The 25,806-nt window shown below is 61.6% G+C and carries 25 protein-coding genes and 1 tRNA gene; 14 read left to right on the forward strand and 12 right to left on the reverse strand.

Going from position 1 to position 25,806, the window contains the following annotated elements:
- Positions 1-75 precede the first annotated feature (75 nt).
- From FOT55_RS11425 to FOT55_RS11440, 5 genes are all read right to left on the reverse strand, one after another.
- Positions 76-1,608: a glycosyltransferase family 39 protein gene (locus tag FOT55_RS11425; protein ID WP_043135729.1), complete on the reverse strand. Its 1,533-nt coding sequence runs from the start codon at positions 1,606-1,608 to the stop codon at positions 76-78.
- A gap of 125 nt (positions 1,609-1,733) precedes the next feature.
- A complete protein-coding gene (locus FOT55_RS25425) occupies positions 1,734-1,877 on the reverse strand; it encodes a hypothetical protein (RefSeq protein WP_162846218.1) in 144 nt (47 codons plus the stop codon).
- 109 nt (positions 1,878-1,986) lie between these two features.
- Positions 1,987-2,313: a gamma-glutamylcyclotransferase family protein gene (locus FOT55_RS11430; protein ID WP_049206185.1), complete on the reverse strand. Its 327-nt coding sequence runs from the start codon at positions 2,311-2,313 to the stop codon at positions 1,987-1,989.
- A gap of 133 nt (positions 2,314-2,446) precedes the next feature.
- A tRNA-Arg gene (locus FOT55_RS11435) sits at positions 2,447-2,523 on the reverse strand.
- A 389-nt stretch (positions 2,524-2,912) separates the two neighbouring features.
- Complete coding sequence (locus FOT55_RS11440; RefSeq protein WP_025301819.1) at positions 2,913-3,122, reverse strand: hypothetical protein; 210 nt, start codon at positions 3,120-3,122, stop codon at positions 2,913-2,915.
- A 205-nt stretch (positions 3,123-3,327) separates the two neighbouring features.
- On the opposite strand from FOT55_RS11440, the gene folD reads away from it, so the two are divergent.
- Positions 3,328-4,194 (forward strand): bifunctional methylenetetrahydrofolate dehydrogenase/methenyltetrahydrofolate cyclohydrolase FolD, encoded by an 867-nt coding sequence (gene folD / locus FOT55_RS11445; RefSeq protein ID WP_016928798.1) that lies wholly within the window; start codon positions 3,328-3,330, stop codon positions 4,192-4,194.
- Between the two features lie 10 nt (positions 4,195-4,204).
- Positions 4,205-4,417 (forward strand): ribosome-associated protein YbcJ, encoded by a 213-nt coding sequence (gene ybcJ, locus FOT55_RS11450; protein ID WP_033637394.1) that lies wholly within the window; start codon positions 4,205-4,207, stop codon positions 4,415-4,417.
- A 61-nt stretch (positions 4,418-4,478) separates the two neighbouring features.
- Here ybcJ and cysS read toward each other — a convergent pair whose 3' ends face one another.
- Entirely contained in the window at positions 4,479-5,864 is a 1,386-nt protein-coding gene (gene cysS, locus FOT55_RS11455; protein WP_038875101.1) for a cysteine--tRNA ligase, read from the reverse strand.
- 308 nt (positions 5,865-6,172) lie between these two features.
- Here cysS and ppiB point away from each other — a divergent pair, with 308 nt between their 5' ends.
- The 4 genes from ppiB to purK all read left to right on the forward strand — a co-directional run bounded on the left by ppiB (position 6,173) and on the right by purK (position 9,138).
- A complete protein-coding gene (ppiB, locus tag FOT55_RS11460) occupies positions 6,173-6,667 on the forward strand; it encodes a peptidylprolyl isomerase B (RefSeq protein WP_004940183.1) in 495 nt (164 codons plus the stop codon).
- A gap of 10 nt (positions 6,668-6,677) precedes the next feature.
- Positions 6,678-7,400, forward strand: coding sequence for a UDP-2,3-diacylglucosamine diphosphatase (locus FOT55_RS11465; protein ID WP_147823483.1), 723 nt, complete (start codon positions 6,678-6,680; stop codon positions 7,398-7,400).
- 149 nt (positions 7,401-7,549) lie between these two features.
- Positions 7,550-8,074 (forward strand): 5-(carboxyamino)imidazole ribonucleotide mutase, encoded by a 525-nt coding sequence (gene purE / locus FOT55_RS11470; protein ID WP_025301815.1) that lies wholly within the window; start codon positions 7,550-7,552, stop codon positions 8,072-8,074.
- On the forward strand, positions 8,071-9,138 hold the full coding sequence (purK, locus tag FOT55_RS11475; RefSeq protein WP_147823484.1) for a 5-(carboxyamino)imidazole ribonucleotide synthase: 1,068 nt from the start codon (positions 8,071-8,073) through the stop codon (positions 9,136-9,138). The genes purE and purK overlap by 4 nt, the downstream gene beginning before the upstream one ends.
- Positions 9,139-9,201: 63 nt before the next feature.
- Here the strand turns inward: purK and FOT55_RS11480 are convergent, their stop codons facing one another.
- The 3 genes from FOT55_RS11480 to ybbA form a co-directional block, all read right to left on the reverse strand.
- Positions 9,202-10,608, reverse strand: coding sequence for a sugar porter family MFS transporter (locus tag FOT55_RS11480; protein WP_043135713.1), 1,407 nt, complete (start codon positions 10,606-10,608; stop codon positions 9,202-9,204).
- A 357-nt stretch (positions 10,609-10,965) separates the two neighbouring features.
- Complete coding sequence (gene ybbP, locus FOT55_RS11485) at positions 10,966-13,398, reverse strand: putative ABC transporter permease subunit YbbP (protein WP_025301813.1); 2,433 nt, start codon at positions 13,396-13,398, stop codon at positions 10,966-10,968.
- A complete protein-coding gene (ybbA, locus tag FOT55_RS11490; protein ID WP_025301812.1) occupies positions 13,395-14,081 on the reverse strand; it encodes a putative ABC transporter ATP-binding protein YbbA in 687 nt (228 codons plus the stop codon). Before ybbA ends, ybbP begins: the two co-directional genes overlap by 4 nt.
- On the opposite strand from ybbA, the gene tesA reads away from it, so the two are divergent.
- From tesA to FOT55_RS11505, 3 genes are all read left to right on the forward strand, one after another.
- Positions 14,052-14,690 (forward strand): multifunctional acyl-CoA thioesterase I/protease I/lysophospholipase L1, encoded by a 639-nt coding sequence (tesA, locus tag FOT55_RS11495; protein ID WP_161800806.1) that lies wholly within the window; start codon positions 14,052-14,054, stop codon positions 14,688-14,690. The genes ybbA and tesA overlap by 30 nt on opposite strands.
- 26 nt (positions 14,691-14,716) lie before the next feature.
- Complete coding sequence (locus FOT55_RS11500; protein ID WP_004940195.1) at positions 14,717-15,493, forward strand: SDR family oxidoreductase; 777 nt, start codon at positions 14,717-14,719, stop codon at positions 15,491-15,493.
- Positions 15,494-15,570: 77 nt separating this feature from the next.
- Positions 15,571-16,425, forward strand: coding sequence for a co-chaperone YbbN (locus FOT55_RS11505; protein WP_025301810.1), 855 nt, complete (start codon positions 15,571-15,573; stop codon positions 16,423-16,425).
- A gap of 125 nt (positions 16,426-16,550) precedes the next feature.
- On the opposite strand, the gene cfa is transcribed toward FOT55_RS11505, so the two are convergent.
- The gene (gene cfa / locus FOT55_RS11510; protein ID WP_049295151.1) at positions 16,551-17,702 is read right to left on the reverse strand and encodes a cyclopropane fatty acyl phospholipid synthase; all 1,152 of its coding nucleotides are present in this window, start codon (positions 17,700-17,702) and stop codon (positions 16,551-16,553) included.
- A 320-nt stretch (positions 17,703-18,022) separates the two neighbouring features.
- Between cfa and FOT55_RS11515 the strand changes: the two genes are divergently transcribed.
- Positions 18,023-18,928 carry an SPFH domain-containing protein gene (locus FOT55_RS11515; protein ID WP_004940203.1) on the forward strand — a complete coding sequence of 302 codons (906 nt, stop codon included), beginning with the start codon at positions 18,023-18,025 and terminating at the stop codon, positions 18,926-18,928.
- Positions 18,929-18,930: 2 nt separating this feature from the next.
- Entirely contained in the window at positions 18,931-19,392 is a 462-nt protein-coding gene (locus FOT55_RS11520) for an NfeD family protein (protein WP_025301808.1), read from the forward strand.
- Here FOT55_RS11520 and cueR read toward each other — a convergent pair.
- Complete coding sequence (cueR, locus tag FOT55_RS11525; protein ID WP_025301807.1) at positions 19,389-19,790, reverse strand: Cu(I)-responsive transcriptional regulator; 402 nt, start codon at positions 19,788-19,790, stop codon at positions 19,389-19,391. The two genes, FOT55_RS11520 and cueR, sit on opposite strands and share 4 nt — an antisense overlap.
- A 107-nt stretch (positions 19,791-19,897) precedes the next feature.
- Between cueR and copA the strand changes: the two genes are divergently transcribed.
- The 3 genes from copA to ybaK all read left to right on the forward strand — a co-directional run bounded on the left by copA (position 19,898) and on the right by ybaK (position 24,257).
- A complete protein-coding gene (gene copA / locus FOT55_RS11530; protein ID WP_147823485.1) occupies positions 19,898-22,609 on the forward strand; it encodes a copper-exporting P-type ATPase CopA in 2,712 nt (903 codons plus the stop codon).
- A 133-nt stretch (positions 22,610-22,742) separates the two neighbouring features.
- On the forward strand, positions 22,743-23,549 hold the full coding sequence (locus tag FOT55_RS11535) for a TraB/GumN family protein (RefSeq protein ID WP_025301805.1): 807 nt from the start codon (positions 22,743-22,745) through the stop codon (positions 23,547-23,549).
- 228 nt (positions 23,550-23,777) lie between these two features.
- Positions 23,778-24,257 (forward strand): Cys-tRNA(Pro)/Cys-tRNA(Cys) deacylase YbaK, encoded by a 480-nt coding sequence (gene ybaK, locus FOT55_RS11540; RefSeq protein ID WP_049272291.1) that lies wholly within the window; start codon positions 23,778-23,780, stop codon positions 24,255-24,257.
- A gap of 10 nt (positions 24,258-24,267) precedes the next feature.
- Here the strand turns inward: ybaK and dacB are convergent, their stop codons facing one another.
- Positions 24,268-25,734, reverse strand: coding sequence for a D-alanyl-D-alanine carboxypeptidase/D-alanyl-D-alanine endopeptidase (gene dacB, locus FOT55_RS11545; protein ID WP_147823486.1), 1,467 nt, complete (start codon positions 25,732-25,734; stop codon positions 24,268-24,270).
- Positions 25,735-25,806: the final 72 nt, after the last annotated feature.

Genomic DNA, 25,806 nt, shown 5'->3' on the forward strand with positions numbered 1-25,806 from the left:
AATGTATAGAACTGTCATCCCCGCGTAAGTTTGCTCGGCCAGATGTAACGCCGAATGGGAAATATGACATTTTGCTCAACGCACCACGAACAGGCGCGACTCAAAGCCGCCGCTCTTGAAGGTGCCGGTATTGACCCACCCGGGCGGCGAACGGCCGAAGTCCTGATTGAAATCGCCGCCGCTGACCAGCCAGACCCGGCGATGGCCTTTCGCTAACGCGCTGAGATTATCGACGTAAGTCTGCGCCGCCCGATCGTGGAAAAAGGTGCCGAAACCATAGGCATTGGGCTTGCCCGAAATGCCGTTGGGCCTGGCCGGGGTATACAACAGGGCGCGATAGCCCTGCTTGTTGTAATACACATAGCTCAGGTAGTTGAACATGTTGCTGACCACCACTGCATCGTTAGGCTGATAGAGACTGTTGATGTAGTGCACCATCACTTTGAACTCATCTTTCTCGACCGGGTAATCGTTACGCACGCCGCAGCCGAACAGCAAACTGAAGAACAGCAGCAAAGAAATCCCGCGCACCCGGCTTTTCGTGCCGGCGATCAGCACGCCCAACACCAGCGGAATGCCCAGCGCGGCCGAATAGAGGTAGCGATCGACAAACAGCGGCGAGCGCCAGGAAATGGCGAATACCAACGTCACCGGGATCAGAATGCCGCCGAGCAGCAGCAGCGAGAATGTTCTCGGCGTCTCCCGCCGCCACAGTAGCAATGAACATAAGGCGATAAACATCGCCGGCAGCAGCCAGAGAATGACCGTCGGATAATTGCTGCCATCATGCCCAGTGAGAAAACGCCAATACATCGCCGGCAGATCGCCCCAGGAAACCTGAGGGATCCAACCGACGTCGCCGCCGACCCGCAGCTCGGCGATATGCGCCAGCAGATTGAACAGCACCAGCAGCCAGGGAATGTAGGCCACCCCGATCGCCACATTGGCCAGCCACCACGCCGGCTGCTTGATGTAACGTACGCCTTCGCGGCGGCACGACAGCGCCAGCAGCACCAGCCAGTGAGCGATCAGCGTAAAAATCGTGAAGTAGTGGGTATAAAAGCTCAGCGTCATCAATAACGCATACAGCGCCAGGTAACGGTGGTTATCCGGCGTTTTCAGCCACTTCGCCAACGCCATGGCGGCGGCGATCGCCAGCATCCCCATCAGCGCGTACATGCGCGCCTCCTGGCTGTAACGCACCGCCATCGGCATGATTGCCATCAGCCACCCCGCTATCAGCGCCGCCCGCTCATTGGTCAACCAACGGGTAAAACGCATCGCCAACGCCACCGTCATCACGCCGAACACCAGGCTCAGCGAGCGGGCCGCCATGATGCCGTCGCCAAACAGCGCCATCCAGCCATGCAGCAACAGGTAATAAAGCGGCGGGTGAACATCGAAAGAAGCGTGGTACAGCAAAGCGCCCACGTCATAGCGGCTGGTCAGTACGCTGGAGGCTTCATCGCACCAAAAATACCGATCTGATAAGGAAATAAATCGCACGATCGCCGAAAACGCCACGATCGCCAACGCGTAATGTTTGTAACCGATGCCCTTTAAGCCGTTGTTGCTCAAAGAAACATTCGATACCTGCTGCAGTGACATAACGGCATTCCGCCCAAGAGAACCACACCGTGTGGAGACGCAGCGTCATCATTGCCGACGGCGGGTAAATGGCGGGTAAATCAGTGCGAAAAAGTCGACGCAATCACCGCGGCGCCGCGTGGCTCTCAGCGGATTTCAACGGTGATATCCGGGTAGGCTTTCTCGCCATCGCTGAGGTAATGCCCCAGCGCCCGGTAAGCCATGACGTACAGCACGGCGGCGGCGCACAGGCACAGCAAGGTCACGAGCAGGAATCTGGATTTGCGCACGATAGGCTCCATGGGGAAATTTTCGCCTATTGTAGCGCGGCAAAATAAACGAAAGTTCAATTGCCGGCGGGTCAAGCGCCTCGCACTCACTCGGCGAGGCGGCTTCATCTCATTTCTTCAACATGTAGATAAACGAATCGACGGTTTCGCCGCCGGCGGTGGAGACGCTGACCGCCACCCGTTCATACCCCTCACCTTCGAACGCATCGAGAGTCGGCCAGTGGTTGACGAGATTAGCTGAACGGAACAGAAAACCGTTCACCCGATTGCCGCTGTTATCCAACACGATGCCTGGGTAGCCCATCTCGGCGCCCCAGCCTTCGTTAAGCAGCGATCCGCCGACGCTGCCTTCTTCCCAGCTGCCGCCGATGGCTTCCATAATGTGCGCGTTGGGTCTGCCCGGCCCCAGGGTGCCGTAAACGAATAAGCTTTGCATGTTGCTCTCTGCCACTGACTAAAAGTTAGCGAACGAACATAGCATGGCGCTCAATGGCGAGCCAACGAGAGTATGGATTACGCAGTCGAATTTTTGAGGGAACAAGTCGGGAGGAAGAAAATCAAGGAAGTAATGGCACGCCCTATAGGATTCGAACCTATGACCTACGGCTTAGAAGGCCGTTGCTCTATCCAACTGAGCTAAGGGCGCATTGAGATGCGGCAACCTGTGGTTGCGGGTTGCGATTATACGGTCAGAGGTTAGCGAGTCAATGCCTTTTCATGACGTTACGGCGGCGACGGCGCTTTATGGCGTTTTTTCCGCCAGCGCCCGCGCTATGTTACGGTGCGCCAGGCCGACCGCGGTATCGCCTGGTGTGCGCTCAGCCTCTTGCCGCCCACCGCCCCGCCGCCGACAAAGGCGCGTAGACTGTACCACTGCGGCAATATCCCCCCAATCGGCATGCTCAACCACCTGCATATTGCAGGTCGCTTCCCCCCTTTCCCCCAATGCGGAGTCAGGGCGTGCGCTGTTTAAGGATGCCTGGCTCCACGGCGCCCAAGCCAGCAATAGCGCGCAACCTCCCCATGCGCTGCCGTTCATGCGCACAGCTTCCGCCACAGCGCGCTCAGGCGCGCCCGCCACGACGGCGCTGCCTGGTGCTGGCCGAGCTGATGCAGCGCGGTGAGTTGCGCACTGCCCGCCGGATGCCGTGAAGAATCGAACACCGTCTCCCCTACGTGTTTAGGCTCCGCCGGTTGCTGATCAGGTTGATGATGCAACGGGTAAAGCCGGGTTATCGCTCTCATGATCCTGCCCTCTTTCGCCCAGTGAACAGCCCCAGCGTATGCAAATGCAGGTAAAAATGACGTAGAGGATCCTGAGGCCGGCATAAAAAAAGCGTAAATCGGCGTCGGCAACGGCCGCGAGGGTGATTCTGCGCCTGACAGCGCGCTCAGCTTCTGCCAGAATAGCGGCATCCCCGCTTTTCTTAATTGATGGATTTCCACACTGATGTCAGCAAAGATTATTGATGGTAAAACGATTGCGCAGCAGGTTAGAAACGAAGTGGCTGAGCAAGTGAAACAACGTCTGGCGGCCGGCAAGCGCGCCCCAGGGCTGGCGGTTGTGTTGGTCGGCGAGAATCCGGCTTCGCAAATTTACGTCGCCAGCAAGCGCCGCGCCTGCGATGAAGTCGGCTTCCTTTCCCGCTCCTACGACCTGCCCGCTGCCACCAGTGAAGCCGAGCTGCTGGCGTTGATCGACCAGCTGAACGCCGACGCAGAAATCGACGGCATTCTGGTGCAGCTGCCGCTGCCGGCCGGCATCGATAACGTCAAGGTGCTGGAACGCATCCACCCGGACAAAGACGTCGACGGCTTCCACCCGTACAACGTCGGCCGCCTGTGCCAGCGCGCGCCTAAGCTGCGCCCGTGCACGCCGCGCGGCATCGTTACCCTACTGGAGCGTTATAACATCGATACCTACGGCCTGAATGCCGTGGTGGTCGGCGCGTCCAACATCGTCGGTCGCCCGATGAGCATGGAGCTGCTGCTGGCCGGCTGCACCACCACCGTCACCCACCGCTTCACCAAGAATCTGCGTCATCACGTCGAGAACGCCGATCTGCTGGTGGTGGCGGTCGGCAAGCCGGGCTTCATTCCGGGCGACTGGATCAAACCGGGCGCCATCGTGGTGGACGTCGGCATCAACCGCTTGGAAAGCGGTAAAGTGGTGGGCGACGTCGATTTCGACGCCGCCAGCGAGCGCGCCGCCTACATAACCCCGGTGCCGGGTGGCGTTGGCCCGATGACCGTTGCTACACTGATCCAAAATACCTTGCAGGCCTGCGAGGAATATCACGACGTTCAACCTAAATAAGTAAGGCAGTATGGAAATTTTCAATCTGGACAATCATCCCCACGTCGAACTGTGCGATCTGCTGAAGTTCCAGGGCTGGTGTGAAAGCGGCGGCGCCGCCAAAGAAGTGATCGCTGAAGGGCAGGTGAAAGTCGACGGCAAGGTCGAAACCCGCAAGCGCTGCAAGATCGTCGCCGATCAGGTCGTGGAGTTCAACGGCGGCAAGGTCATGGTTAAACCCTAACCCGCAGCCATAGAAAAAGGCGCTGAATTCAGCGCCTTTTTTGTTTTTCCCTGCGGCCGGATTACTTACGGCGCCAGGTGGTGCCCTGCGGGCCGTCTTCCAGCACGATGTTCATCTCGTTCAACCGATCGCGAGCGGCATCCGCCAGCGCCCAGTCTTTGGCGGCACGCGCTTCGTTACGCTGTTTGATCAGCGCTTCAATCTCCGCCACTTCGCCGTCGTCAACCTGAGCGCCCCCTTGCAGGAACTGCTCCGGCTCCTGCTGCAGCAGGCCGAGCACGTTCGCCAGCTTGCGCAGTTCCGCCGCCATGCCGTTGGCCGCCGCCATGTCTTCACCCTTGAGGCGGTTAACCTCGCGCGCCAGATCGAACAGCGCCGAGTAGGCTTCCGGGGTATTGAAGTCGTCGTCCATCGCTTCGCGGAAGCGGGCTTCGAACGCTTCGCCGCCGGCCGGTGCGGCGTCGGCATCGGTGCCGCGCAGCGCGGTATAGAGGCGCTCCAGCGCGGTGCGCGCCTGCTTGAGGTTCTCTTCGCTGTAGTTCAGCTGGCTGCGATAGTGGCCGGACATCAGGAAGTAACGCACCGTTTCCGCATCGTAATGGCCGAGCACGTCGCGGATGGTGAAGAAGTTATCCAGCGATTTGGACATCTTCTCTTTGTCGATCATCACCATGCCGGAGTGCATCCAGTAATTGACGTACGGGCCGTCGTGGGCGCAGCTCGACTGCGCGATCTCGTTCTCGTGGTGCGGGAACATCAGATCGGAACCGCCGCCGTGGATGTCGAAGTGGGTGCCCAGCTGTTTGCAGTTCATGGCGGAGCATTCGATATGCCAGCCCGGACGGCCCGGCCCCCACGGTGACTGCCAGCTCGGCTCGCCTGGCTTGGACATTTTCCACAGCACGAAGTCCATCGGGTTGCGCTTCACGTCGTCGATTTCCACGCGCGCGCCGGCCTGCAGCTGATCCAGATCCTGGCGCGACAGCAGCCCGTACTGCGGATCGCTGTCGATGGAGAACATCACGTCGCCGTTGCTGGCCACATAGGCGTGATCGCGATCGATCAGGCGCTGCGTGATCTCGATGATCTCGGCGATATGCTGGGTCGCGCGCGGCTCTTGATCCGGACGATCGATCAGCAGCGCGTCGAAGTCGGCGTGCATTTCCGCCAGCATGCGTTCGGTCAGCTGGTCGCAGGTCTCATGATTTTCCGCCGCGCGGCGGATGATTTTGTCGTCTACGTCGGTGACGTTGCGCACGTAGTTCAGCGAATAGCCGAGATAGCGCAGGTAACGCGCCACCACGTCGAAAGCGACAAAGGTACGACCGTGGCCGATGTGACACAGGTCATAAATGGTTACCCCGCACACGTACATGCCCACTTTCCCGGCATGAATGGGTTTGAATTCCTCTTTTTGACGACTCAGGGTATTAAAAATCTTTAGCATCGGGAGATTCCGTGGTGTGCGTGATAACAAAAAAGATAACCGGGCTTCAGGTTTCCGCCCGGTAGCGTATTGAAACCTGAAGCCTGATCTATTGCAAGGTTAAGGCCATGCTTTGCTGGCTTCACGCGAAGAAAACGCGCAAAATTCGGCGGTCAGCGCAATTGTTATAATATAACATAAACACAATTACCACAGACAGTGCGCGGTTGAGCCGCTGCTGACTCGCTAGGGCGGATATGTTATAAGGGCGGTCTGAATGTTCACTCGCTTTACGTGACGTCTCACTTCACCTTGTTAGGATTAAAACTATGGTTACTTTCCACACCAATCACGGCGATATCGTTATCAAGACCTTTGCTGACAAAGCGCCGGTTACCGTTGAAAACTTCCTGAACTACTGCCGCGCCGGTTTCTACGACAACACCATCTTCCACCGTGTGATCAACGGCTTCATGATCCAGGGCGGCGGTTTCGAGCCGGGCATGAACCAGAAAGCGACCAACGCGACCATCAAGAACGAAGCCAACAACGGTCTGAAAAACACCATCGGTACCCTGGCAATGGCACGTACCAACGATCCGCACTCCGCCACCGCACAGTTCTTCATCAACGTGGCTGACAACGACTTCCTGAACTTCCGCGGCGAAAACGTGCAGGGCTGGGGCTACTGCGTGTTTGCAGAAGTGGTTGAAGGCATGGACGTGGTCAACAAGATCAAAGGCGTGAAAACCGGCCGCAGCGGCATGCACCAGGACGTACCGGTAGAAGACGTCGTGATCAACAGCGTGACCGTCAGCGAGTAATCGCGGCTGCATGAGTACGCTGTTCATCGCAGATCTGCACTTGTGCGCACAGGAACCGGCAATCACTGCCGGTTTTCTGCGTTTTTTACGGCGCGAAGCGATTCACGCCGACGCGCTGTACATCCTCGGCGACCTGTTTGAAGCCTGGATCGGCGACGACGATCCCGAGCCGCTGCACGCGGAGATCGCCGCGGCGCTGAAAGCGCTGCAACAGGCCGGCGTGCCCTGCTATTTCATCCACGGCAACCGCGATTTTCTGCTCGGCAAACGCTTCGCCCGCGCCAGCGGCATGCAGCTGCTGCCGGAAGAAAAAGTGCTGGAGCTGTACGGCCGCAGGATCCTGATCCTGCACGGCGACACCCTGTGCACTGACGATCAAGCCTATCAGCAATTCCGCCGTAAAGTGCACAACCCGCTGATTCAAAAACTGTTCCTCGCGATGCCGCTGCGCTGGCGACTGAAGATCGCCGCCAAGATGCGCGCCCGCAGCCAGCAATCCAACCAGTACAAGTCGGACGCCATCATGGACGTCAACCCGCAGGCGGTCGAGCAAACCATGCTGCGCCACGACGTGCACTGGATGATCCACGGCCATACCCATCGCCCGGCGGTGCACCGGCTGGCATTGAGCAACGGCGAAGCCCATCGCGCGGTGCTGGGTGCCTGGCACGTCGAAGGATCGATGATCAAAGTCAGCGCCGACGCCGTCGAGCTGATCTCATTCCCATTCTGAATTCCGCACTGGCGCGCGAGTAAAAATTCGCGCTTTCGACGGTGAAAACCGGCGACGCAACCGTTTTCCTCGCCGTGCGCTCATGGTATGCTCTACGCCCTCATTCGGCCCTCAGCCGACGCCAGAAAAATCACAGGAGCCTTACACCCATGGGAGCCAACGCCGCTTCAGCCGCCACTACCGGGGCTAAAATCGCAATTGTAATGGGATCGAAAAGTGACTGGGCCACCATGCAGTTCGCCGCCGAAGTCCTGACCCAGCTCGATGTCCCCTTCCATGTCGAAGTCGTTTCCGCTCACCGCACGCCGGACAAGCTGTTCAGCTTCGCCGAGCAGGCTGCCGCCAACGGCTTTGACGTGATCATCGCCGGCGCCGGCGGTGCGGCGCACCTGCCGGGCATGCTGGCGGCGAAAACCCTGGTGCCGGTGCTGGGTGTGCCGGTGCAAAGCGCCGCGCTGAGCGGCGTAGACAGCCTGTACTCCATCGTACAGATGCCGCGCGGCATTCCGGTGGGCACGCTGGCGATCGGCAAAGCCGGCGCCGCCAACGCCGGGCTGCTGGCGATGCAGATCCTGGCGCTGCACGACGCCGCGCTGGCGCAGCGTTTGGCGGACTGGCGTCAGGCGCAGACCGAAGACGTCTTGAACCACCCCGATCCGCGGGAGGACGCATGAAGCCGGTTTGCGTACTGGGCAACGGCCAACTGGGGCGCATGCTGCGCCAGGCCGGCGAACCGCTGGGCATCGCCGTCTACCCTGTCGGCATCGATGCCGAACCTGAAGCGGTGCCGTATCAGAACAGCGTCATTACCGCCGAGATCGAACGCTGGCCAGAAACCGCGCTGACGCGCGAGCTGGCGACCCACAGCGCCTTCGTCAACCGTGACATCTTCCCGCGTCTGGCGGATCGCCTGACGCAAAAACAGCTGCTCGACCAGCTCGGCCTGGCGACCGCGCCGTGGCAGCTGCTGGCGAGCGCCGCCGAATGGCCGCAGGTGTTCGCTGCGCTGGGCGAGCTGGCGATCGTCAAACGCCGGGTCGGCGGCTATGACGGCCGCGGCCAATGGCGCTTGCGCCCGGGCCAGGAAGCCGAACTGCCGGCCGACGCCTATGGCGAGTGCATCGTCGAGCAAGGCATCCATTTCTCCGGCGAAGTGTCGCTGGTGGGCGCGCGCGGCCACGACGGCCGTTCGGTATTCTACCCGCTGACCCACAACCTGCATGAAGACGGCATCCTGCGCACCAGCGTGGCGCTGCCGCAGCCCAACCCGGCACTGCAGCAACAGGCCGAGCAGATGCTGGCGGCGATCCTGAACGAGCTGAACTACGTCGGCGTGATGGCGATGGAGTGCTTTATCGTCGGCGATCGGCTGCTGATCAACGAACTGGCGCCGCGCGTGCACAACAGCGGCCACTGGACGCAAAACGGCGCGTCCATCAGCCAGTTCGAATTGCACCTGCGCGCGATTCTCGGCCTGCCGCTGCCGCAGCCGGTGGTGAGCACGCCGTCGGTGATGGTCAACCTGATCGGCACCGCCGTCAACGAACAGTGGCTGTCGCTGCCGCTGGTGCATCTGCACTGGTATGAGAAAGAGGTGCGCCCGGGCCGCAAGGTCGGCCACCTCAATCTGAACGACCCGAGCGCCGCCGATCTGCGCCAGGCGCTGCAGGCGCTGGCACCGCTGCTGCCGGGTGAATACCAAAGCGGGCTGGCCTGGGCACAGCAGAAGCTGGCTTAACGGTTTATACCGCCGAAAAGAAGAAGGTTCAGCCCAGGCTGAACCTTTTTTTTGCCGCAAAGATCAACGCGAGCCGATGTTACGCAACGGTTTGCCGGCCATCAGATTGCGTTCAATATGTTCCAGAGAAATATTTTTCGTTTCCGGGATCAGCGCCAGCGTGATGAAAACAAACAGCACGTTAAGCCCCGCATAGACCCAAAAGGTGTGAGCGCTACCCAACGAATTCAGCATGGTCAGGAATGTCGCCCCCACGATCATATTGGCGATCCAGTTAGTGGCGGTGGAACAGGTGATGCCGAAATCGCGGCCTTTCAATGGCTGGATCTCTGAGCACAGCACCCAAATCAGCGGGCCGGCGCTCATGGCAAAGCCGACGATAAACATCAGCAGCATGACGATGGCGAAATATTGCTCCGCCGCCGAGTTCATGCCGATGTTCATCATGGTTCCCAGCGCCCCCATGCCGACGGCCATCACGATAAACCCAAGGATCAAAGTGGGCTTGCGGCCCCAGCGGTCTACCAGCCCAATAGCGATAAAGGTGGCCAGCACGTTGACCAGACCGACGATCACCGTGCCCCACATCTGCTGTTCCGTACTGGCGAAGCCCGCCAGACCGAAAATCTTCGGCGCGTAATACATGGTGACGTTCATCCCGGTGAACTGCTGCATCACCTGAAGAAGAATGCCAAGGAAAACCGCGCGGCGGAAATTTTTATTGCCTTTGAACAACGCCCAACCGCTTTGCTTCAGTTTGAGGCTTTCACGAATTTCATTCAGTTCATACTGCGCCTGGGCACTGCTGTCGCGCAGCTTCTCCAACACCTGACGCGCCTGCTCATGACGATTGCGCGAGGCCAACCACCGCGGGCTGTCAGGTAAAAAGAACACGCCGACCAACAACAGCCCGGCCGGGATGGTGATGACGCCCAACATCCAGCGCCAAGCACCGGTATAGCTGAATGCCGTATCAGACAGGTAAGCGGCCAGAATGCCGATGGTGATCATCAATTGATACATCGAGATCATGCTGCCGCGGATTTTCTCCGGCGCGATTTCAGAAAGATAAATCGGCGCGGTATAAGAAGCGATCCCCACCGCCAATCCCAGCAGAATACGTGAAACGATCAACACCTCCACGTTGGGGGCGAACGCAGAACACAGCGATCCCGCCACGAAGAGGATAGCGCCGATCATCAAACTGTATTTGCGCCCCAGCCGGAAGTTCATCCAGCCGCTGCCGATAGCGCCGACGGCGGCGCCAAACATCATTGAGCTGACCACCCACTCCTGCTGAGAGCTGGTGATCTGAAAAGTCTCGGTAATAAACGGCAGGGCGCCGGCGATCACGCCGATATCAAGACCGAACAGCAGGCCGGCCAAGGCGGCTAAAAAACAGACGAAAAAAGTCATGCCGACATGAGTCGGGCTTTTCTCCGCCGGTGTCACTTTGACGGTATCGCTCATACAGCCTCCAGGAGAAAACGGTCATCAGTGTGCGACATGATAGGAGGCAATGCGTCGAAGATAAGTGAGTGCGATCACATTAGTGAAAACGGTTACATTCCATTAAAAATGGATATGCTGTTTTTCAAGGTGGATAAAGTCGCTTAATTTATGCATAACCCTATAAATTAATGCATAAAATAGGCGAAACCGACCTGATATCCGTTGCACCGATTATCAAAAGCAGTCGTATTGACACAACATAAATGTAATCGATTTCACTCAAGGTAGGCATGAAGAGGAATAGCACCAGTAACGCGCCCAAGAAAAACGGCAGGCCCGGCCACGCTTGGCGGCAACGGACCTGCGACAGCAAGATCAGCCCTCATAACTGCGGAACAGCGCCCGGCCGCGCAGCAGGCGCACACCCAGCCAGCCGCCGCACAGCGACAGCAGCAGCGCGCTGGCCAGCGGCAGCGCCCACCACAGCACCGGCGTCGGCGTCCACGGGAAGTCAAACACCCGGCTCTGCAGCAGCCACAGCGCCGCCTCGGCGCCTACCGCCGCCGCGATGCCCGCCACCAGCCCCAGCAGGGCGAACTCGCACCACAGCGTGCGGCGCAGCAGCCGTTTGCCGGCCCCCAGCGTGCGGTACACCACCAGCTCCTGGCGGCGCTGACGCATGCCGACCTGCACCTGTGCCAGCAGCAGTAGGCCGCCGCACAGCACCACCAGCACCACCATCACCTCCAGCGCGCGGCTGACCTGTTGCAGCACGCCGCCGACCTGTTTCAGGATCGCGCCGATGTCCAGCAGGCTGAGCGTTGGGAACTGGCGGTTGAGCTGGGTCAGCATCTGGCCGTCGCCGTCGTAGCGGAAGCTGGTGAGCCAGGTCTGCGGCTGGCCGTCCAGCGCGCCCGGCGGGAAGATAAAGTAAAAGTTCGGCTTCAGGCTTTCCCAATCCACCTGGCGCAGGCTGGTGACTTTGGCGCTGAACGCCTGGGTATCGCCGCTGAAGGTCAGCGTGTCGCCCAGCGTGATCTTCAGCCGCCCGGCGATACCTTCATCCATCGAGACTTCGCCGCTTTTCGGCGGCCAATTGCCCGCCACCAACGGATTGTGATCCGGCAGTTCGGCCAGCCAGGTCAGGTTCAGCTCACGGTTCACCGCCTCGCCGCCCGGATCGTCTTCATGCACCCGTTCGGTCGCCACCTGCTGGTTTATCTCGGTCAGGCGCACCCGGACGATCGGGTAATAGGTTTCCGGTTTGATCTGGTGCTGCTGCAGGAAGGTTTTCACCTGCGGCACCTGCGCCTCGGTCATGTTGAGCAGGAAATAGTTCGGGCTGTCCGGCGGCAGCTGTTGCTGCCAGCGTTCGAGCAGATCGCCGCGCAGCACCAACAACAGCGCCAGCAGCATGAACGACAGCGAGAACGCCGCCAGCTGGCTGATGGTCACCCACGGCTGATGCAGCAGGCGGTTGACCGCCAGCCGCAGCGCCAGGCTCTTGAGCGTGATGCGGCGCAGCAGCAGCAGGCTGCCCCAGCCGATGCCGCCCAGCAGCAGCGCCAGTACCGCCATACCCGCCAGGATCGCCCACAGCAGCGTGCTGGCCCCCATCAGCGTCACCAACAGCGCCACCACGATCGCCACCGTCACCGGCAGGAAGTAGCGCAGCGGCCAGACGTTGGCCACCACATCGCGGCGCAGCACCCGCAGCGGCTGGGTAGCCAGCAGTTGGCGATACGGCCGCAACCCGACCAGCAGCGAAATCAGCACCAGCGCGCCGAGCGCCCACAGCCACGGCCAGGCGCCGGCGGCGGGCAATGCAGCCGGCAACACCGGTTTCAGCAGGCGAATCAGCAGCGCTTCGAACGCCAGCCCGATCGCCCCGCCGCACACCGCCGCCAGCGCCATTACCGCCAGCCACTGGCCGACGATCAATTTACGCAGCGCGCCGCGCCCGGCACCAAGAGTTTTCAGCACCGCAATCAGATCGTAGCGGCTGCGGCAATAGTGGCTCATCGCCACCGCCACGGCGGCGATCGACAACAGCAGCGTCAGCAGCGCCGACAGCAGCAGGAACTGTTGGGAGCGCTGCAGCGACTTGCCGAGCGCGCTGCCGGACTCCTGTAGCCCGAACCAACGCTGATCCGGCGTCAACTGCGGCGTCAACCGCGCTTCGTAACGCTGAATATCCGGCTCGGCGCCGGCGAACATGTAGCGGTAGGTCAGCCGGCTACCCGGCTGCACTGCGCCGGTCTTATCGACGTCCGCCAGGTTGATCATGATGCGCGGCGCGGTCTGGAACGGGTTGAAGCCGGCGTCCGGCTCCTGAATGATTTCACCGGCGATGCGCAGCGTGGTGTCGCCCACCTCGAGCGAATCCCCCACTTTCACGTTCAGCAGCGCCAGCAAACGCGGCGCCACCAGCACGCTGCCCGGTTCGGGCTGGATGTTGGCCGGGCGCGTTTCCAGCTTGCCGTACAGCGGATAGGCCAGATCGGTGGCTTTCACGTCCGCCAGCTGCGGCCGATCGCCGGCATAGGTCATGGTGGTGAACGACAGCTGACGACTCACCTTCAGCCCCTGTTGCTGCGCGTCCAGCAGCCAGCCTTCCGGCACCGGATGCGCGCTGCGCAACACCCGATCGCCGGCGATAAAGTCACGGCTCTGCTGGCTGAGCCCTTTGTCCATGCGATCGCTGATGCTGCCCAGCGCCAGCACGCAGGCCACGGAGAGCGTCAACGCCAACCAAACGATCAGCAGCGACGGCGAGCGCCATTCGCGCCAGAACCAGCGCCAGATCATGCTTCCTCCCACAGCTTGCCTTCACGCAGCCGCAGCCGCCGCTGGCAGCGCGCCGCCAGGGTTTCGTCATGGGTCACCAGGATCAGGGTAGTGTCAAAATCGCGGTTGAGGGAAAACAGCAGATCGGCGATGCGATCGCCGGTCTGACGATCGAGGTTGCCGGTCGGTTCATCGGCGAACAGCACCCGCGGTCGGCCGCTGAAGGCGCGCGCCAGCGCCACGCGCTGCTGCTCGCCGCCGGACAGCTGCGCCGGCAGGTGATCGAGCCGTTTCCCCAGCCCCAACTGATCGAGCAGTTGCACCGCCTGCTCGCGGCTCTGTCTGTCGCTCTCGCCGCGCAACAGCGCCGGCAGCTGCACGTTCTCCAGCGCGTTCAGCGTCGGCACCAGCATGAACGACTGAAACACGAAGCCGACATTCCTGGCGCGCAGCGCGGCGCGCCCCTCTTCGTCCAGCGCGGTCAGCGACTCGCCGAGCAAGCGCACCTCGCCTTCGCTGCCGTCATCCAGCCCGGCCAAAATGCCCAGCAAGGTCGATTTCCCCGATCCGGATTCGCCGATCAGGGCGATCGTCTGCGCGGGTTTGACAAGCAGCTCGACTCCGGTAAGGATGGTGAGCTGATGCTCACCCTGACCAACGTGTTTACTAAGATGATGAACTTCAAGAACGTTTTCCGCTGGCATCTTCCCTTCCTTTTGCTGTTGGGATTATTCAGTTTACGCGCTGCCGCCGCCGATACCTTGTTGATTTTGGGCGACAGTTTAAGCGCCGGCTACCGCCTGCCGATCGAGCGGGCGTGGCCGACGCTGTTGGCCGAACAGTGGCAGAAAAAGTCGGGCGCGCCGCAGCTGGTCAACGCCAGCATCAGCGGCGACACCGCCGCGCAGGGGCTGGCGCGTCTGCCCGCGCTGCTGAAACAGCATCAGCCGCGCTGGGTGCTGATCGAGCTGGGCGCCAACGACGGCCTGCGCGGCTTCCCGGCGCAGGACGTACAGCGCGATCTCGGCCAAATCATCACGTTGGTGCAGCAAGCAGGCGCGCAGCCGCTGCTGATGCAGATCCGCATCCCGCCGAACTACGGCCGCCGCTATACTGAAGCGTTCAGCGCCGTCTACCCGGCGCTGGCCAAACAGTTCAACATTCCGCTGCTGCCGTTCTATATGGAACAGGTGGTGGTGAAGCCGGAATGGATGCAGGATGACGGATTGCATCCCAATGGGGACGCCCAGCCGTTTATCGCCACCTGGATGGCGGAGCGCCTGGAGCCTCTAGTAAAGCATGAGTCTCACTAAATTAGGGTCGTACACTAGGTAAAGTTATGCAAAAAGCGGTATTGATAACCGGCTGTTCCAGCGGGATAGGCTTGATTGCGGCGCAGGATCTGCGCAACCGCGGCTACCGGGTGCTGGCTGCCTGCCGCAAACCGCAGGACGTGGAAAACATGCGCCAGCTCGGGCTGGAAGGCATCGAGCTGGATCTGGACGACAGCGCCAGCGTCGAGCGCGCCGCCGCCGAGGTGATCGCGCTGACCGACGGCCGCCTGTACGGCCTGTTCAATAACGGCGGTTTCGGCGTTTACGGCCCGCTCAGCCGCATTTCGCGCAGCCAGCTGGAGCGGCAGTTCGCCACCAACCTGTTCGGCACCCACCAACTGACCCAACTGTTGTTGCCCGCGATGTTGCCGCACGGCGAAGGGCGCATTATTCAGACCAGTTCGGTGATGGGCCTGGTTTCCAGCGCCGGGCGCGGCGCCTACGCCGCCAGCAAGTTCGCGCTGGAAGCCTGGTCGGACGCGCTGCGCATGGAGCTGCACGGCAGCGGCATTCAGGTCAGCCTGATCGAACCGGGGCCGATCTCCACCCACTTTAGCCAGAACGTCAACCAGGCGCAGAGCGACAAGCCGGTGCACAATCCCGGCATCGCCAAGCGCCTGACGCTGCCGCCGGAGGCCATTCTGCCCAAATTGCGCCACGCGCTGGAAAGCCCGCGCGCCAAATTGCGCTACCCGGTGACCCTGCTGGCGCACGCGATGAGCGTGCTGCGCCGCATTTTGCCGGGCCGCTGTCTGGATTGGCTGCTGCGCAGCAACGCTTAATTCGCCCGACGGGGTTGAAGAATGGCGGCGCGCCCCCATCTACACCCCATGGCTCCGCACGATCAGAGAGAAAAAAGATGCTAGCTCAAGCTGTTGTTGATATTAACGAAACTAACCTGCACCAGACGCTGGAACAGTCGATGTCCATTCCGGTGCTGTTCTACTTCTGGTCCGAGCGCAGCCAACACTGCCTGCAGCTCACGCCGGTGCTGGACAAGCTGGCGGCGGAATACGCCGGTCAGTTCATTCTGGCCAAGGTGGACTGCGACGCCGAACAGATGATCGCCTCGCAATTCGGGCTGCGTTCGATTCCGACGGTCTACCTGTTCAAAGACGGCCAGCCGGTCGACGGCTTCCAGGGCCCGCAGCCGGAAGAAGCGATCCGCGACTTGCTGCAGCGTTTCCTGCCGAAGGAAGAAGATCTGAAACTGGCGCAGGCGCAAGAATTGCTGGCCGCCGGCAACGCCGCCGAAGCGCTGCCGCTGCTGAAAGACGCCTGGCAGAGCAGCCAGCAGCGCAGCGACATCGGCCTGACGCTGGCCGAAACCCAGATCGCCCTCAGCCGCAGCGAAGACGCTGAAGCGGTGCTGGCGACCATCCCGCTGCAGGATCGCGATACCCGCTATCAGGGCCTGGTGGCGCAGATTGAACTGTTGAAGCAGGCGGCGGACACGCCGGAAATCCAGCAGCTGCAACAACAGGTGCAGCAGCAGCCGGACAACGTCGAACTGGCGGTGCAGCTGGCGCTGCAGCTGCATCAGGTCGGGCGTAACGAAGAAGCGCTGGAACTGCTGATGGGGCATCTGAAGAAAGATCTGGCCGCCGCCAACGGCAGCGCGCGCAAAACCCTGATGGACATTCTGGCCGCGCTCGGCACCGGCGACGCGCTGGCCGCTAAATATCGCCGCCAGCTGTACTCTCTGCTGTACTGATATCCGTCACACTTGAAGCTGCATCCAGGCGGCAAACGTGAGAAACCCTGGGAGCTTAGATAACTAAGTGACCAGGGATTCGAACGTGCAGCCAACAACGATGCGGCGGGGAAGACGAAGGGATATCAACGATAGACCCGCACCCCGCCTTCCACGCCCGCCGGGCTGAACAACACCTGCCACAGCTGAATGTTGCGCGAACGGAACGCGCCGGCGCAGGCGTTCAGGTAATAGGTGAACATGCGTTCGAAGCGCTCGGAATAACCGCCCATCAGATCCGGCCACGCCCGTTTGAAATTCTCCAGCCAGGCCATCAGCGTGCGATCGTAATCGGCGCCAAAGTTGTGCCAATCCTCCATCACGAAACGCCCTTCGCTGGCCTCGGCGATATGCCGCACCGAAGGCAGGCAGCCGTTGGGGAAGATGTATTTGTCTATCCAGGCGTCGACGTTGAGATCGGTTTGATTGGAACCGATAGTGTGCAACAGGAACAGACCGTCGGGCTTCAGGTTGCGCGCCGCGACGCTGAAGTAGGTCTCGTAGTTTTTCGGCCCGACGTGCTCGAACATGCCGACCGACACGATGCGATCAAACTGACGATCCAGATCGCGGTAATCCTGCAGCAAGATCTCGACGTCCAGCCCGGCGCAGCGTTCCTGCGCCAGCTTCTGCTGCTCGGCCGAAATGGTCACGCCGTGCACCGAGACGCCGTAGTTTTGCGCCGCAAACTGCGCCAATCCGCCCCAGCCGCAACCGATATCCAGCAGCGTCATGCCCGGTTTCAACTGCAGTTTTTCGCAGATCATCCTGAGCTTGGCCTGCTGCGCCTGCTCCAGCGTCTGCGCCTCTTTCCAGTAGCCGCAGGAGTATTGCATATAAGGATCGAGCATCGCCCGGAACAGGTCGTTGCCGATGTCGTAGTGCTCTTTGCCCACCTGCCAGGCACGCTTGCGCGATTGGCGATTGAACAGCCGGGCATAGGCGATGCGCGCGATGTCGCTCAGGCTTTTCGGCAACCGTTCATCGACGCCGGCCTGCAGAATGCGGGTGAACAGCATGTCCAGCCGTTCGCACTCCCACCAGCCGTCCATATAGCTTTCGCCGAAGCCGAGCGAGCCTTCCTGCAAAATGCGTTTGAACAGCGCCGGGTTATGCACCCGGATATCCCAGGCGCGCGGGCCGTTGATGGCGACGCCGGCTTCCGCCAACATCTCCTCCACAATGCGATACCAACGATCCTTCTTCTGGGCGAGTTCATCAACACTGAGCGAATCCATAACAATCCTTGGCCGAAATGTCATTTCAAAAAGCATAGTCGCAAATAAAAATGACAACTTTTTGACGGTAAATACAGGGGGTGTTTTTACTCTAGCCAAGGCGAGCAACAGCATGAAATGAATAAAAATTATTGAAATCATGCCATTTAGGCATACTTATTTTTCAGCTGTGCCACACTTGTCGTGACAACACTCTGTTCCAGACGCGGGATCCACCGCTCGCGGGTTGCGTCAGCGCCCTGGATTAAGTCGCGGTATCAGTAGGCATTTTTCCGGCGCTGACGTAATATCTGTTTACATATGTCTGACAGGAGGTTTGCATGCTTACTTTTATTCCCATCGTGATCGTCGTCGCGCTGATTGTGGTGTTCGCCGGCGTCAAAATTGTGCCGCAGGGGTTCCAATGGACGGTAGAACGCTTCGGCCGCTACACCAAAACGCTGATGCCGGGGCTGAACCTGGTGGTGCCGTTCATGGACCGCATCGGCCGCAAAATCAACATGATGGAGCAGGTGCTAGATATCCCTTCCCAAGAGGTGATTTCCCGCGATAACGCCAACGTCGCCATCGATGCGGTCTGCTTCATCCAGGTGGTCGATCCGGCGCGCGCCGCCTACGAGGTCAGCAACCTCGAACAGGCGATCGTCAACCTGACCATGACCAACTTCCGCACCGTGCTCGGCTCAATGGAGCTCGACGAAATGCTGTCGCAGCGCGACAGCATCAACAGCCGCCTGCTGCACATCGTCGATGAAGCGACCAATCCTTGGGGGGTGAAAATCACCCGTATCGAGATCCGCGACGTGCGGCCGCCGGCGGAACTGATAGCCTCGATGAACGCCCAGATGAAGGCCGAGCGCACCAAGCGCGCCGACATCCTGGAGGCAGAGGGGGTGCGTCAGGCGGCCATTCTGCGCGCCGAGGGGGAGAAACAATCGCAGATCCTGAAGGCCGAGGGCGAACGCCAGTCGGCGTTCCTGCAGGCGGAAGCGCGTGAACGCGCCGCCGAGGCCGAGGCGCGCGCCACCCAGCTGGTATCCGACGCCATCGCCAGCGGCAACATTCAGGCGGTGAACTACTTCGTGGCGCAGAAATACACCGACGCGCTGCAGAAGATCGGTTCCTCCAACAACAGCAAAGTGGTGATGATGCCGCTGGACGCCAGCAGCCTGCTCGGCTCGATCGGCGGCATTACCGAACTGCTGAAAGAAAGCAAAGGCAAATAATCATGCTCGAACTGATCGCGGCGAATCCGCTGTGGTTCTGGCTCTCTCTCGGGGGCGTGTTGCTGGCGGCGGAAATGCTCGGCGCCGGCGGCTACCTGCTGTGGAGCGGTGTGGCGGCGCTGTTGGTCGGCGCCCTGATCTGGCTACTGCCGCCGCTTTCCTGGGCATGGCAAGGCATGATCTTCGCCGTCCTGACCGTCGTCGTCGCTTACCTGTGGTGGTACTGGCTGCGTCGGCGCCCGGCAGCCGCATCCGGCGGGTCGCCGGTGCTCAACCAGCGCAACCGCCAGCTGATCGGCACCCGCGCCACGCTGACGGAGCCGATGCACAACGGTATGGGGCGCATTAATATCGGCGACAGCAGCTGGCGCGCGCAGGCGGCGGAAGATCTGCCCGCCGGCACCGAGGTGGAAGTGGTGGCGGTGGAAGGGGTCACGCTGGTGATCCGCGCCATCAGCCGTTAATTAGAACGACAACACCCCGCCAGGTTATTGATGATGGGGCACTCCGCCCCCTCATCGCCCGGGCATTGTTCCGCCAGCGTCAGCAGGCGCTGGCGCATGTTCCCCAGCTCGCTGATGTGCTTTTCGATCTCCGCCACCTTCTGCAGCGTGCGTGCCTTCACGTCGGCGCTGTGGCGGGCCGGATCGTTGAACAACGCCACCAGTTCGCGGCACTCGTCCAGGTTGAAGCCCACCTGCCGCGCCTGACGCAGCAGCGTCAGCTCTTCGACATGCTTGGCGGAATAGTGGCGGTAACCGTTGTCGCTGCGGATCGGGGCGGTAATCAGCGCTTTCTCTTCGTAAAAACGAATCGTCTTGCTGGTTAACCCGGTTTTTTTCGCGACGTCGCTAATATTCATTTTCCCTCCTTGACCTTACCCTTGCTGGAAGGTTTAAGCTCCATTCTTAGTGAAAACAGGTCAGGCGGTCAACCTTTAAACACCGCCTCTACGCAAGGAGTTCAATCATGTCACACACCACTATGCTGGCATTGCAGGGGTTGTCCTGCATGAACTGCGCGCAGCGGGTGAAAAAAGCCCTGGAAAGCCGCAGCGATGTCGAACAGGCGGAGGTTAACGTTCATTACGCCAAAGTGACCGGCGACGCACCGGACAACGCGCTGATCGACAGCGTGATCGCCGCCGGCTATCAGGCCGAAGTCGCGCCGCACGCCGACACCGAGCTGCAGCTGAGCGGCCTGAGCTGCATGCACTGCGTCGGCACCACCCGCAAGGCACTGGAAGCCGTGCCGGGCGTGTTCGCCACCGACGTCGAGATCGACAGCGCGAAAGTGTACGGCGATGCCGATCCGCAGGCGCTGATCGCCGCGGTGGAAGATGCCGGTTATCACGCCAGCGTGGCGGGTGCCGTCGTCCCAAAAACTGAGCCGTTGACTGACGCAACACCTTCGTTGCCGGACGTTCAGCCAGCGGCGCAGCCTCCCCTTCCGGCAACCGACAACGCGGACGACAGCGTACAGCTGCTGCTCAGCGGCATGACCTGCGCCAGCTGTGTCAATAAAGTGCAGCATGCGCTGCAAAGCGTCCCCGGCGTTGAACACGCGCGCGTCAACCTGGCGGAGCGCAGTGCGCTGGTCACCGGCGCCGCCGATGCGCAGGCACTGGTAGCGGCGGTGGAAAAAGCCGGCTACGGTGCCGAGATGATTCAGGACGAGACAGAACGTCGCGAACGCCAACAGCAGACCGCACGCGCCAACATGAAGCGCTTTAGCTGGCAGGCGGCGCTGGGGCTGGCGTTGGGTATCCCGCTGATGGCCTGGGGGCTGTTCGGCGGCAGCATGACGCTGACGCCGGAAACCCAGCGCCCCTGGCTGCTGGTCGGCGTCATCACCCTGGCGGTGATGGTGTTTGCCGGCGGGCACTTCTACCGCAACGCCTGGCGCGCGCTGATGAACGGCAGCGCCACCATGGATACCCTGGTGGCACTCGGCACCGGCGCCGCCTGGCTTTACTCGATCGCCGTCAACATTTGGCCCGATTTCTTCCCGATGGAAGCGCGCCACCTCTATTACGAGGCCAGCGCGATGATCATCGGTTTGATCAACCTCGGCCATGCGCTGGAGCAGCGCGCTCGTCAGCGTTCTTCACAGGCGCTGGAGCGGTTACTGGATCTGACACCGCCCACCGCGCGGCTGGTGACCGACGACGGCGAACGCGATATCCCGCTGGCGGAGGTGCAGCTCGGCATGACGCTGCGGCTGACCACCGGCGATCGCGTGCCGGTCGACGGTGAAATCGTGCAGGGCGAAGTCTGGCTCGATGAAGCGATGCTGACCGGCGAAGCGGTGCCACAGCAGAAAGGCCCCGGCGATACGGTGCATGCCGGGACGGTGGTCGACGACGGCAGCGTGCTGTTCCGCGCCGCCGCCATCGGTAGCCAAACCACGCTGGCGCGCATCATCAAACTGGTGCGTCAGGCGCAGAGCAGTAAACCGGCGATTGGCCAGTTGGCTGACCGCGTCTCGGCGGTGTTCGTGCCGGCGGTGGTGGCGATCGCCCTGTTCAGCGCAGCGATGTGGTACTTCTTCGGCCCGCAGCCGCAGCTGGTCTATACGCTGGTGATCGCCACCACGGTGCTGATCATCGCCTGCCCATGCGCATTGGGCCTGGCAACGCCGATGTCGATCATCTCCGGCGTGGGCCGCGCGGCGGAATTCGGCGTGCTGGTGCGCGACGCCGACGCCCTGCAACAGGCCAGCCAGTTGGACACCCTGGTGTTCGACAAAACCGGCACCCTGACCGAAGGGAAACCGCAGGTGGTGGAGATCCTGACCTTCAATCAGGTCAGCGAGCAGCAGGCGATCGGCTGGGCCGCCGCGCTGGAACAAGGCTCCAACCACCCGCTGGCGCGCGCCATCATGGAACGCGCCGCCGGGCAAACGCTGCCGCAGGTGGCGCAGTTCCGCACCCTGCGCGGCGCCGGGGTCAGCGGGGAGATCGACGGCGCGCAGTTGCTGCTGGGTAACGCCGCGCTGCTGGAACAGCATCAGGTCGCGACCGCCGAACTGGATGCGCCGATGCGCGCCCAGGCCGAACGCGGCGTGACGCCGGTGCTGCTGGCCGTTGACGGTAAACCGGCCGCGCTGTTCGCCATTCGCGATCCGCTACGCGAGGACAGCGTCGCGGCGCTGCAGCGCCTGCACCAGCAGGGATATCAGCTGGTGATGCTGACCGGCGACAACCCGGTGACCGCCAACGCCATCGCCAAAGAGGCCGGTATCGATCGGGTGATTGCCGGCGTGCTGCCGGACGGCAAAGCGGCGGCGATCAAACAGCTGCAGGCGCAGGGCCAACGCGTGGCGATGGTCGGCGACGGCATCAACGACGCCCCGGCGCTGGCGCAGGCCGACGTGGGCATCGCGATGGGCGGCGGCAGCGACATCGCCATCGAGACCGCTGCCATCACCTTGATGCGCCACAGCCTGAATGGCGTAGCGGATGCAGTGGAGCTGTCGAAGGCCACGCTGCGCAACATGAAGCAGAACCTGTTCGGCGCCTTTATCTATAATACGCTGGGCATTCCAATCGCCGCCGGCGTGCTCTACCCGCTGACCGGCACACTGCTCAGCCCGGTGGTGGCGGGTGCCGCAATGGCGCTGTCGTCGATTACCGTAGTCAGCAACGCCAACCGGCTGCTGCGTTTTAAACCCAGGAAGTAAGCTCCGGGGCGCCGTCAAGGCGCCCCGCTGTTTTCCGGGCTTCCCTGCGCGGCTGATAGCGTTTAGCATGAATGACGATTTTCCCTCGCCTTGCACGCGAAAACGCGCACCCGTTATTCAGGAGCCACGCCGTATGGGTCAACTGTTACGCCGCCTCGCCGCCTTTCTCGGCCTGATCTCGCCCAAAAGTTACGCTTATCCGGCGCTGGACATCACCCTGCCGGGCGAACGTCGGCTGCATCTGGTAGGCAGCATCCATATGGGCACCGTCGATATGTCGCCGCTGCCGCCCCGGCTGGCCGCCCGGCTGCAACAGGCCGACGCGCTGATCGTCGAAGCCGATATCACCGGCGCCGCCTCCCCTTTCGACCACGCCGAACAGCAGCCGGAGCTGGAACAGCGCCTGTCCGCCGAAGAGTATCAACAGCTGCTGGCGCTGTGCCACGAACTGGGCGCCGATCCGCACGCCTTCGCCACCCTGCCCGGCTGGCAGGTGGCGCTGATGATGCAGGCGCGGCAGGCTCAGCGTCTGGGGCTGCGCGCAGAGTACGGCGTAGATTATCAGCTGCTGCAGGCCGCCCGGGCGCAGGACAAACCGGTGATCGAACTTGAAGGGGCGCAGCAGCAGTTGGCAATGCTGGAACAGCTGCCGGAAGGCGGCATCGCACTGCTGCGCGATACGCTGGAACACTGGCATACCAACGCGCGGCTGCTGCAAACCATGGTGAGCTGGTGGCTGGACGCCAAACCGCGCGGCACGCTGGACACGCTGCCGGCCACCTTCAGCGCTGGGCTTTACGACGTGCTGATGCATCAGCGCAATCGCGACTGGCGGCGTCAGCTGGAGGCGCTGCCGGCCGGGGACTATGTGGTGGCGGTTGGCGCATTGCACCTGTATGGCGAGGATAACCTGCCGGCGATGCTGCAGCCACAGGGGTAAAAAAGTGGCCAATATCACTATTGGCCAGTCAAAGAGGAATTTCTTGTATTCTAGTTATACGCATAGCAACCGTGTTAACGGTTACAGTAAACAGGGTAGCAACCCGGTGAATATCTTGGCAACCCGCTTTATGTAACAGCCGCTCAGGTTGCCGTGCAGGTTGGATTTTTGTATTTTTAAGACTGGTTATCACCCCTTCCCCGCTGGGGACATTTTGGACAACACATCATGACGCCCGCAGTCGTTCTGCTTGAAAAACAAAAGGTCACCTTTACCCTTCATCCTTATCACCACGACAGCGACGAAACTAATTTCGGCGACGAGGCAGTGAGAAAGCTGGGGCTGGATGCCGATCGGGTTTACAAAACCTTGCTGGTGGCGCTGAACGGCGACGCCAAACACCTGGCGGTGGCGGTCACGCCGGTCGCCACCCAGCTGGATCTGAAAAAAGTTGCCCGCGCCCTCGGCGCCAAAAAGGCCGAGATGGCCGATCCGCAGCTGGCGCAGCGCGTCACCGGGTATCTGGTGGGCGGCATCAGCCCGTTGGGGCAGAAAAAACGGCTGCCGACGGTGATCGACAGCCCGGCGCAAGCGTTCGCCACCATCTACGTTTCCGGCGGCAAACGCGGGCTGGACATCGAGCTGGCCGCCGCCGATCTGTGCCGCCTGCTGGCCGGCAGCTTCGCCGACATCGCCAAACGCGACTGACGACGCGTACTCAGCGGCACACCACCGTGGCGTCACAGGCTGCCAGCGTCTCCACCAGGCGGTCCTCCAGCGCCTTCACCTCCGCGCCGGGCACCAGATAGTTGTTGCTGATAATGGCGAACGCCAGCGGCCGTCCGGTCGCCGAATCGACATAGCCGCTGAGCGATGAGACCCCGGTCATGGAGCCGCTCTTGGCGTGGGCGCGCCCCGCCGCCGCGCTTTTTACCATACGGTGCTGCAGCGTGCCGCCCACCAGCAACCCCGGCTGGCCCGCGACGGGCAAAGCGCGATACCAGTCGGCGAACCACGGCTGTTTTCTGGCCGCCAACAGCAGCGTCGTCAGCTGTTGCGGCGTGATCTGGTTCATGCGCGACAGCCCTGAACCGTCCACCTGACGGTACGCGCCGGCCGCGATGCCCTGGCTTTGCACAAACTGGCCGATCGACTGCAGGCCGGCGGCCCAATCCCCCTTACCCTGCGTTTTGCGGCCCATCGCTTTGGTCAGTACCTCACCGTAACCGTTATTGGACACTTTCAGGAAGGTGACGATCAGGCGGGAGAGCGGCGGCGAGGTTTTTTGCGCCAGCAGCTGTGCGCCGGCCGGCGTCACGCCCTCTTCAGCATTACCGCGCAGGGTAATGCCGTGCGCGCGCAGGGCATTTTGCAGTAAGGCGCCAACCACGCGGGTGGGTTGATCGACAGTGATCAATCGCGAACGGGCCTCCGCCTGCGCGGCGATGGTGCCGCTGACCACAACCCGATTACTGCCCGGCTGGCGCTCGAACGTCAGTGCGGTGTCGCCGCCGGTGCTGGTACGGTTGACCAGCGTCACCGCGTCATTGGCGGGATAGAAGCTCACCCGCCCCGGCGCACCGGCGCGGGCGCCCGGTTGCACATCCACCCGCACCACGTTGATATCGCCGCCGGGGGTAAAGGCGTAGTTTAGCGCCGAGATCGGTGCAGCGAAGGCAAAGGGTTCATCGTCCCAGCTCCAGCCGGCGCCGAATGGCGTTTGATCGAACGCGCTGGCGTCCAGGATCAGCCGCCCATGAATCTGGCGAACGCCGCGCTGCGCCAGCGTGGCGGCGAAGGTGTCGAGATCGTCAGGATGCAACGTCGGATCGCCGCTGCCCTGCAGATAGAGATCCCCCTGCAAGGTGTTGCCGCGCTGTTCACCGGTGGTCAGCAGCCGGGTTTCAAACCGGTAATCCGCCCCCAGCACGCCGAACGCCGCCAGAGAAGTGAACATCTTCATGTTGGAAGCCGGCGCCAAACGCTGCTCCGCGTGCGCCTGATAAAGCACGGTGCCGCTCTCGGCATCGCGCACCATCACGCCGCTCGACGCCCCAACCAGCGCCTTGTCCTGGCCGAGGGCCGCCAGCGCCTGGCTAAGCGTTTGCTCATGACCTTGGCCGGATGACGAACACCCCGCCAGCGCCAGGATGGCGGGCAGCAGCCAGCCTGCGGTTTTCAACATGTCATCTTCCTGTTTGCGTTATCAAAACCAAATTGTCGCTCAGGCTATCATTGGAAGGCAGCGGTGGCGAGA

The sequence above is a fragment of the Serratia bockelmannii genome, assembly GCF_008011855.1.
In the GTDB taxonomy this organism is placed as follows: domain Bacteria; phylum Pseudomonadota; class Gammaproteobacteria; order Enterobacterales; family Enterobacteriaceae; genus Serratia; species Serratia bockelmannii.